The 8,613-nt window shown below is 59.5% G+C and carries 9 protein-coding genes; 8 read left to right on the forward strand and 1 reads right to left on the reverse strand.

What is annotated here, in order from left to right:
- The coding region (locus tag AC1DVH_RS22400; RefSeq protein ID WP_477755656.1) for a class II aldolase/adducin family protein at window positions 1–630 on the forward strand (630 nt) is incomplete at its 5' end.
- A 296-nt stretch (window positions 631–926) separates the two neighbouring features.
- On the opposite strand, the gene AC1DVH_RS22405 is transcribed toward AC1DVH_RS22400, so the two are convergent.
- Window positions 927–2,015 carry an LLM class flavin-dependent oxidoreductase gene (locus tag AC1DVH_RS22405; RefSeq protein WP_477755657.1) on the reverse strand — a complete coding sequence of 363 codons (1,089 nt, stop codon included), beginning with the start codon at window positions 2,013–2,015 and terminating at the stop codon, window positions 927–929.
- A 372-nt stretch (window positions 2,016–2,387) separates the two neighbouring features.
- Here AC1DVH_RS22405 and AC1DVH_RS22410 point away from each other — a divergent pair, with 372 nt between their 5' ends.
- The 7 genes from AC1DVH_RS22410 to AC1DVH_RS22440 all read left to right on the forward strand — a co-directional run bounded on the left by AC1DVH_RS22410 (window position 2,388) and on the right by AC1DVH_RS22440 (window position 8,059).
- On the forward strand, window positions 2,388–3,272 hold the full coding sequence (locus AC1DVH_RS22410; RefSeq protein ID WP_477755658.1) for an ABC transporter permease: 885 nt from the start codon (window positions 2,388–2,390) through the stop codon (window positions 3,270–3,272).
- Between the two features lies 1 nt (window position 3,273).
- The gene (locus AC1DVH_RS22415) at window positions 3,274–4,074 is read left to right on the forward strand and encodes an ABC transporter ATP-binding protein (RefSeq protein WP_477755659.1); all 801 of its coding nucleotides are present in this window, start codon (window positions 3,274–3,276) and stop codon (window positions 4,072–4,074) included.
- 37 nt (window positions 4,075–4,111) lie between these two features.
- Window positions 4,112–5,137 (forward strand): ABC transporter substrate-binding protein, encoded by a 1,026-nt coding sequence (locus AC1DVH_RS22420; RefSeq protein WP_477755660.1) that lies wholly within the window; start codon window positions 4,112–4,114, stop codon window positions 5,135–5,137.
- A 48-nt stretch (window positions 5,138–5,185) separates the two neighbouring features.
- Complete coding sequence (locus tag AC1DVH_RS22425; RefSeq protein WP_477755661.1) at window positions 5,186–5,998, forward strand: energy transducer TonB; 813 nt, start codon at window positions 5,186–5,188, stop codon at window positions 5,996–5,998.
- 86 nt (window positions 5,999–6,084) lie between these two features.
- Entirely contained in the window at window positions 6,085–6,807 is a 723-nt protein-coding gene (locus AC1DVH_RS22430; protein ID WP_477755662.1) for a MotA/TolQ/ExbB proton channel family protein, read from the forward strand.
- A 1-nt stretch (window position 6,808) separates the two neighbouring features.
- Window positions 6,809–7,210: an ExbD/TolR family protein gene (locus tag AC1DVH_RS22435; RefSeq protein WP_477755663.1), complete on the forward strand. Its 402-nt coding sequence runs from the start codon at window positions 6,809–6,811 to the stop codon at window positions 7,208–7,210.
- A 348-nt stretch (window positions 7,211–7,558) separates the two neighbouring features.
- Window positions 7,559–8,059 (forward strand): hypothetical protein, encoded by a 501-nt coding sequence (locus tag AC1DVH_RS22440; protein ID WP_477755664.1) that lies wholly within the window; start codon window positions 7,559–7,561, stop codon window positions 8,057–8,059.
- Window positions 8,060–8,613: the final 554 nt, after the last annotated feature.

The following is an 8,613-nucleotide window of genomic DNA, read 5'->3' on the forward strand; positions in this document are numbered from 1 at the left end:
GACGACGAACATTTCCTGATCAATGCCTTCGGGTTGTTGTTCGACGAAATCAGCGCCTCGAATCTGGTCAAGGTGGACATCGACGGCACCATCGTCGACGACCCCACCGGGCTTGGCATCAACCCTGCCGGTTATGTGATTCACAGTGCGATTCACGCGGCACGTCCGGACCTGCAAGCAGTCCTGCATACCCATACGCGCGACGGCATTGCGGTGTCCGCGCAGCGCGACGGGTTGTTGCCGATCTCCCAGCATTCGATCGGTTTTTCCGGGCGGGTGGCTTATCACGGTTACGAAGGCGTCGCGCTGGATCTGGACGAGCGCGAGCGTCTGGTGGCGGATCTCGGTGATAAAAATGTGTTGATCCTGCGCAATCACGGCTTGCTCACTGCGGGCATCAGCGTCGAGCATGCGTTTCAACAGCTGCACGGACTGGAGCGGGCCTGCAATATCCAGATCGCGGCGCAGGCTGCTGGTAACGTCGAGTTGATCTTCCCGCCAGCCGAAGTGGTGGCCAAGGTCGAGAAACAGGCTGAGGTGTTCAAGAGCGGTGAAGGACCGGGCGTGGCGCGGCACTGGGATGCACTGATCCGTCAGTTGGAGCGTAGCGACAGCGACTACAAAAACTGAGCCTCTCCCACAGTACTCCGTGGTGAACACAGCCCTTGTGGACACCCGGAGCAAATGTGGGAGCGAGCTTGCTCGCGATATCGGTGTGTCAGGCGAAGTAGATGTCGGATGTGCCGGCCTCATCGCGAKCAGGCTCGCTCCCACAGGGGATTGCAGCCGGACACAAATCCTGGAAACGCCCAATAACCTTGTAGGAGCGAGCCTGMTCGCGATAGCGGTGTGTCAGGCGAAGTAGATGTTGGAAGTGCCGGCCTCATCGCGAGCAAGCTCGCTCCCACATTGGTTATTCATCGCGGTTAAGCGACTTTTTCTGCGTTTTGCCGCTCACGCTCTGCCACCAGTTTGCGGGTCAGCGGGATCAGGCGCTTGCCGTAGTCGATGGCGTCTTCAAGCGGATCGAAGCCACGAATGAGGAACGTGGTGATGCCCAGGTCGTAGTAGTCGAGCAAGGCTTCGGCCACTTGTTCTGGAGTGCCGACCAGTGAGGTCGAGTTGCCTTGTGCGCCCAGCAGCCCGGCGATGCCGGTCCACAGTCGCTTGTCCAGGCGTGCGCCTTGGGCGGCAGCGGCGAGCAGTCGGCGAGAGCCCTCGTTGGGTGGTTCGCGGCGCACAAATCCGTTCTGTTCGGCCAGCGCGGTGGCCTGTTGCAGGATGCGCTCGGCGCGTTCCCAGGCCTGGTCCTCGGTGTCTGCCAGAATCGGGCGCAGCGACAAACTGAAGCGAATGCTGCGACCGTGTTTGGCGGCCTCGGCGCGCACTTGCTTCACCACGTCGCGCACTTGTTCGTAGGTTTCGCCCCACAGCGCATACACGTCCGCATGCTTGCCCGCGACTTCGATGGCCGCCGTCGATGAACCGCCGAAATACAACGGAATGTGCGGCAGTTGCGGTGACTTCACAGCGGAGTGCGCACCCTCGACCTGGTAATACTTGCCCTCATGGTCGAAAGGCTTTTCGCTGGTCCATTCCTGGCGCAACACACTGAGGTATTCATCAGTGCGCGCGTAGCGCTCGTCCTTGTCGATGTGGCTGCCATCGGCGCGCAGTTCGCGATCATCGCCGCCGGTGATGATGTGGACGGCGGTGCGCCCGCCATTGAAGACGTCGAGGGTGGTGAACTGTCGTGCGGCCAGGGTCGGCGCGGCAAAACCCGGTCGATGGGCAATCAGGAACTTGAGGTTTTTCGTCACGCTGGCGGCGTGCGAGGCAATCAGCGTGCTGTCCGGGCTGTTGGAGTGGAAGGCTATCAGGGCACGGTCGAACCCGGCCTCGTCATGGGCGCGTGCCACTGTTTCCACATAGTCGGGCTGCAGGACAGGACCGCTGCGAGGGTGGATTTCCGAAGATTGGTGACCGCCGATGTAGCCGATGAATTCAATCGTCATGGGGAGTTCCTTTTCATTGAATAGGTGTGATTCAAGCCTCCACCTGGCATTGGGGTCGGTCTGTAGGGCCAAAAATAGGCGTAGCGGCTGTGGCTGTGAAATGCCGTTTGGTTCTAAGTTAATTATTAAAATAATGAATGACTTAAATTGTCTTGTATGAGTAATGCGCATTTTAAGCGGCGCCTTCCATGCAGCCCGCAGCGGCTGCACTTATCATGCAAACAATTTATCAGGTTGGTCTTCTATCTGATTTTTAATCATATTAGGTTATTCCCAAAAAGAATTTCACTGAGGTTTTTTATGCGAATAGCATGAAAACCGAAGCTGACGCATGGCACCTCTGGCCATGTTCTTTATGAGGAAGGAAGCCTGATGACTGAAAAGACCTTCGATACATCGAGCGCCAGCAGCTCGTTTTCCGTCACCAAGGCTGCTCGCCACACAGGTGAGTTGCAGGGCGCGTCGAGGCTGCTCCCCAATTGGCTGCGCAACTGGCGGACACCTGAAGTGTTGCTGCGTTTGCTCAGCCCGATCGCGCTGTTGCTGTTATGGGAACTGGCGTCGCAAGCGGGGCTGATTCCGCAGCGTGTCATCGCGGCGCCCTCGCAGATCGGCGGCACACTCTGGGCCATGATCGCGTCCGGCGAACTGGGCAAGCACTTGCTGGTGTCACTGCAACGGGCGCTGGTGGGCTTGAGTATCGGCGTCAGTATTGGTGTGGTTGCGGCCCTGATCAGCGGGCTGTCCAAGCGCGGCGAGGTGATACTCGATTCACCGTTGCAAATGCTGCGCACCATTCCTTCGCTGGCGCTGGTACCGCTGTTTATCCTCTGGTTCGGCATCGGCGAATTCACCAAGATTGCGCTGATCGTGACCGGTACGACGTTCCCGGTGTACCTGAACCTGTTCGCCGGGATTCGCAATATCGACCCCAAACTGATCGAGGCCGCCAACACCCTGGGCCTGAGCCGCCGCGAGTTGATCTGGCACGTGATTCTGCCGGGTTCCTTGCCCTCATTCTTTGTCGGCCTGCGCTACTCACTGGGGATTTCCTGGTTGGCGCTGGTGTTCGTCGAACAAATCAATACCACCGCCGGCATCGGTTTCCTGGCCAGTGATGCACGGGATTTCATGCGCACCGATGTGATCGTCATTTGCCTGCTGATTTACAGCGTCCTCGGTCTGTTGATCGACGGACTGATCCGCACGCTGGAGCGTTTCGCCCTGGCCTGGCGCCCAACTTTTGTGAGGAATTGATATGTCGAGCATCGATCTTCTGGACGCGTCCAAAGCAATACATTCGGCAGCACCGGTACAACTGCGCAATGTGGTGCGCCAGTTTGGCCAGCAACGGGTCATCGATGGCCTGGATCTGGATATCGCTCCCGGCGAATTCGTCGCGTTGCTGGGGGCCAGCGGTTCGGGCAAGACCACTTTGCTGCGCAGCCTGGCCGGGCTCGACAGTATCGACAGTGGTCAATTGCTGGTGCCGAAGGCGAGGGCGGCGGTGTTTCAGGAACCTCGTCTGATGCCCTGGAAGCGCGCCTGGAAGAACGTGATTCTCGGCCTGCATATCCCGGACGCCAAGGCGCGCGCGGTACAGGCCCTGACCGAAGTGGGGCTGGCTCATCGGCTCGAAGCCTATCCGGCCACGCTCTCCGGCGGTGAAGCGCAACGCGTGGCGCTGGCCCGTGGTTTGGTCCGCGAACCCAAACTGTTGCTGCTGGATGAACCGTTCGCTGCACTCGATGCGTTGACCCGGATTCGCATGCATCGGCTGATCATCGAGTTGTGGCGTAAACACACGCCGGCGGTGTTGCTGGTGACCCACGATGTGGATGAAGCCATCCTGTTGGCTGACCGGGTCATCGTGCTGGCCAATGGCAAGATCGCCGACCAATTGACCATCGATCTGCCCCGGGCCCGAGACTCCGGCCAGGAAGGTTTTCAGGCCATCCGCGCGCGGTTGCTGGGTCTGTTGGGGGTTGAAGTGGAAGCCGTTGCCGTCGCTGAGCGCCGGGCACCCAACACTTCGGTCCGGCGTTTCGCCCATGGCTGATTTCGCTTCCAGTCTTTTGAATCAGGGAAGGTCCGCCATGTCGTTACGCGTATGGAAATCTGCAGCGGTGTTGCTCTCGGGAGCCGCACTGCTGCTCAGCGGTTGCGGTGAAACGGTCGACAACAAAACGGCATCCGCTGTTCAGTCTGACTTGTCCGGTGTGACGCTGGTGCTGGGCGRTCAAGCCAAAGGCTTGCGCACCGTGGTCGAGGCAGCGAACGCGCTGGAGGGCATCGACTACAAGGTCGAGTGGGCGAACTTCCAGGGCGCGGCGCCCTTGTTCGAAGCCCTGCGCGCCGGCGCCGTCGATCTGGCCCCAGCCGGTGATACTCCGGTGCTTGCGGCCGCCACCGGCGGGACACCGTTGCGCATCGTCGCCGTTCGGCGCAGTCAATCAAGAGGGATTGCGATCCTGGTACCCGCCGATTCGGCCATTCATGGCGTGGCGGATCTGAAAGGCCGAAACGTTGTGGTGTCTTCGGCCCGAGGCAGCATTTCCCAGTACCTGTTGATTCGTGCGCTGGCCAATGCCGGGGTCGACGAGAAAGACGTCAACATCGGGTTCGTCATGCCGACCGACGCCCTGGCAGCCTTCAACGCCGGCAAGATCGAAGCCTGGGCCACGTTCGGTATCTATCAGGCGTTTGCCGAGCAGCAGGGTGCTCGAGTGCTGATCAGCGGCGAGGGCATCAACACCGGGCTGACCTTCATTACCGCCTCGGATGAAGTCCTCACCGACCCGCTCAAGCGCAAGGCGCTCAGTGACGTGCTGCAGCGTTTCGCCAAGGCGTTCGAGTGGGCCCGGCAGAACCCTGACGAGTACGCCCGGGTCTTCGCCAAGGTCAACGACATACCGCTGGATGTCTCGCAACGCCTGCGCAGCTGGGGCGACGAGTCGCTGTTGCCGGTCGAGTCGCGGGATGTCCAGGCCTTGCAGCAAGTCGATGATTTGTTCGTGGAAAAGAACATCTTTCCCCATCGCGTCGACGTGGWGAAGCTCACGGACACTGCGGTGTTTTCCGCGGCACCGTTGACGGTGACGCAGTCAGAGACGGCGCGGTAGTCCGGGTCGCGGCGCGTGTTCAATTTGATGAATTACAGGAGTCTATCAATGGGCAATGTCCAGAGCGCCGCCAGTGCCCTAGAGGTGTTCCGACACCCGCTACCCGGCGGTGAACTTCTCGACATCGGTCGGGTTTTTCGCGAACCCCTGGCGTTGTCGCGGCTGCACAGCACGCCCAAGCGCGTGTTGAGTCGTCGCGAAGTGGTCTTGTTGGGTGTGCTCGCGCTGGTGTTGCATGGTGCGGTCATTGTCTGGATCAACCAGGCACCTGCGCCTCAACTGCCCGTGGTGCCGCCGCAGATTCCACCGATGACCATCGAGTTCTCGCAACCGGCACCACCGGTGGTGGTACCGCCGCCGCCCGAGCCGATCCCGCAGCCGGTGGTCGAACCGCCACCGCCGGTGGAAGATGAACTGGCCGTGAAACCACCGCCACCCAAACCGGTCCCCAAACCAAAACCGGTGGTCAAACCTGTACCTAAACCCGTGGCAAAACCTGTGGAGCAGCCACCGGCGCCGCCTGCGCCACTACAACCGGTCGCCGCGCCAGCTCCTGCTGCACCGCCTGCACCGAAACCGGTGACGCCGGCCTCGGCCAGCGCTGCTTACTTGCGCAATCCGGCACCGGAGTATCCGTCGCTGGCGATGCGTCGTGGCTGGGAAGGCACGGTGTTGCTCCGGGTACATGTATTGGCCAGCGGCAAACCGGGTGAAATCCAGATCCAGAAAAGCAGTGGCCGCGATCAACTCGATGACGCGGCGCTGGCAGCGGTAAAGCGCTGGAGTTTCGTGCCGGCCAAACAGGGCGATGTCGCCCAGGACGGCTGGGTCAGCGTGCCGATCGACTTCAAAATCAAGTGACTCAACCCTTCTGAATTACACCGCGGGCTACCTGACACAAGGCGCATCGCTACAACCGATCCAATGCCTTGCTGGAGAGCCTGACCATGAACCTGATCGCATCCCCTTTCGAATCCATCGAACACGCCGTCATCTGGCTGCTGATCCTCTTTTCCGTCGCGACCTGGGGCCTGGCCTTGCTCAAGGGTTTGCAGTTCACCCGCCTGAAGACGCAAGACCGCAAGTTCCATAAACAATTCTGGGCCGCTTCCAGCCTGGATTCGGCCGCCGAACTATCCCATGACCAGCCTGGAGCGGCAGCCCGTGTGGCACTGGCCGGTTATGCAGCGATTCAGGTGAGCGACAACCAGAACACCGATCTCAGTCAGTCGATCAACCACCAGGACCGTCTCGAGCGCGCCTTGCGTCAGCAGATCGTGCGTGAGCGGCGCTCGCTGGAAAGCGGCCTGGCCATCCTCGCCAGCATTGGCAGCACGTCGCCCTTTATCGGACTGTTCGGGACTGTGTGGGGAATCATGTCGGCGCTCAAAGGCATCAGTGCGGCGGGCTCGGCGAGCCTGGAAACCGTGGCCGGGCCGATTGGTGCGGCACTGGTCGCCACTGGCGTCGGCATCGCCGTCGCCGTACCGGCGGTGCTGGTTTACAACTACTTTCTGCGTCGCCTGAAACTGACTGCCGCCGACCTCGACGACTTTGCCCACGACTTCTACAGCCTGGCGCAGAAGCATTCGTTCCGTGTGCTGTTGCACCCGGTATTGAGCAAGTCCGGCGCCACCGTCGCCGCTCAGAAAGTCAAGGAGGCCTCCTGAAATGGCATTCTCCACACAAGACAGCGATGAAGTGCTCAGCGAGATCAACGTCACACCCCTGGTGGACGTCATGTTGGTGCTGCTGGTGGTGTTCATCGTCACTGCGCCGCTGCTGACCAACTCGATTCCGATCAACCTGCCGAAGACCGAAGCGGTGGCGCCGGTGGAGCAGAAAGATCCGCTGGTGGTGAGCATCGACGACAAGGGCAAGGTGTTCATCAACAAAGACGAAATCCAGCCTGATTTGCTCGAGTTCAACCTGCAGGCCGCCAAGGCGAAAAACTCTGACGTGCGCGTGCAATTGCAAGCCGACAACGGGGTGAATTATGGCGAAGTGGCGCGGGCGATGGCTTCGATCGAACGGGCGGGGATTACCAGGCTGTCGGTGATTACGGCGAAGTAAGAAACGTTGAAGTCTCTCGAGTTTTTACATGATGGGGGGGCGTTTGGTCCGTCTCCCGGCGGAGAAGAAAAACAAGTCGACACTGGTTAGATCGTTTATTTCTTTCAGTTATGTAAAAAGATTTAAGTTGCATATCCAAAGCCGATGAAACGGCGTGATGGCTTTAAAGAAATCTGCAATGGCAATTAAGCGGCTGCTAAAACAGTCGTAACTCCCCCTGGTACTTCATTAATCTGGCTCCGACGTCCGTTTTTGCTGCTGGATCACCCTCTTGCCGGCCATCCGCCAATCCTTAGAATCCCCTCCATCAGCTTCGTCCAACTCTCAAATCCTCCGGGGAACAACACCATGATGAACGCCATGCAGATGCAAATGCCAATGAACACCAACATGCCGATGATGGGCATGCCGATGATGATGGCGACCATGACCTGCAACATGATGGACGACGGCATGATGTGCAAGATGATGCCGGCCGCTGGCATGGACATGGCGATGTTCAAGAACAGCGCCGAAATGATGCAGATGATGATGAACTGCGGCATGCCGATGATGATGCATTGCGGCAACATGAGCATGATGTGCATGTCCCCGGCGAGCATGGCCATGCCGATGATGAACATGATGATGCCAATGCCGATGATGGGCATGCCGATGCCATCGATGAAGTGCGTGATGGAGTGCACCATGATGGATGACTGCATGATGTGCAAAATCATGCCGATGGCAGGCATGGACATGGACATGATGAAAAGCTGCTGCGCCCTGATGATGAAAATGATGAACGACTGCAGCATGCCGATGATGATGAGCTGCAATGGCATGCCGCTGATGTGCTGCACCTGCTGATCCTTGGCATCAGACATTAAAAAGCCCGGCAGGTTAACCCTGCCGGGCTTTTTAATGGTTCTTCACGGAATCCCGGGGAACATCGATACCTATAGAAGCTGCGGTGCGGCGATCCGACTTGCCAGCGATGGCAACTGACGGCCGAGCATTTTCTTCCTGGTGTACATATTCATTGCTGCGGTAACGGCCACTTAGGGTTCCGCCCTGACGGCGGGTCACTTGGAAAAGCCTGTAGGAGCGAGCTTGCTCGCGATGGAGGTCAACGATGACGCGGGGAGCCTGACACCCCGCGGTGCTCTCAGGTTTTTCGCGAGCAAGCTCGCTCCTACAGGGCCCGCCGCGATCGGCCATCCATGGCCGTGCGCGGCTAACCCGGCATCCATGCCGGGTTGCCCACTGCGCAGAACCTGCGCTCGGCCTCACGAGGGGGCGTGCACCGCAACAGCACCGCGAGGCGAGCTAGCGCTCGACCTCGTTGTTTGGTGGTGCACGCGTTCCCCTGTAGGAGCTGCCGGAGGTTCGGGCCGCGTTCKGACGATCTTTTGATCTTGCTT

The sequence above is a fragment of the Pseudomonas sp. P4_C3 genome (assembly GCF_056402075.1).

Coding starts and splice junctions, on each gene's coding strand:
- AC1DVH_RS22405 (WP_477755657.1), bottom strand. CDS start 2,015: ATGACGATTGAATTCATCGGCTACATCGGCGGTCACCAATCTTCGGAA.
- AC1DVH_RS22410 (WP_477755658.1), top strand. CDS start 2,388: ATGACTGAAAAGACCTTCGATACATCGAGCGCCAGCAGCTCGTTTTCC.
- AC1DVH_RS22415 (WP_477755659.1), top strand. CDS start 3,274: ATGTCGAGCATCGATCTTCTGGACGCGTCCAAAGCAATACATTCGGCA.
- AC1DVH_RS22425 (WP_477755661.1), top strand. CDS start 5,186: ATGGGCAATGTCCAGAGCGCCGCCAGTGCCCTAGAGGTGTTCCGACAC.
- AC1DVH_RS22430 (WP_477755662.1), top strand. CDS start 6,085: ATGAACCTGATCGCATCCCCTTTCGAATCCATCGAACACGCCGTCATC.
- AC1DVH_RS22435 (WP_477755663.1), top strand. CDS start 6,809: ATGGCATTCTCCACACAAGACAGCGATGAAGTGCTCAGCGAGATCAAC.
- AC1DVH_RS22440 (WP_477755664.1), top strand. CDS start 7,559: ATGATGAACGCCATGCAGATGCAAATGCCAATGAACACCAACATGCCG.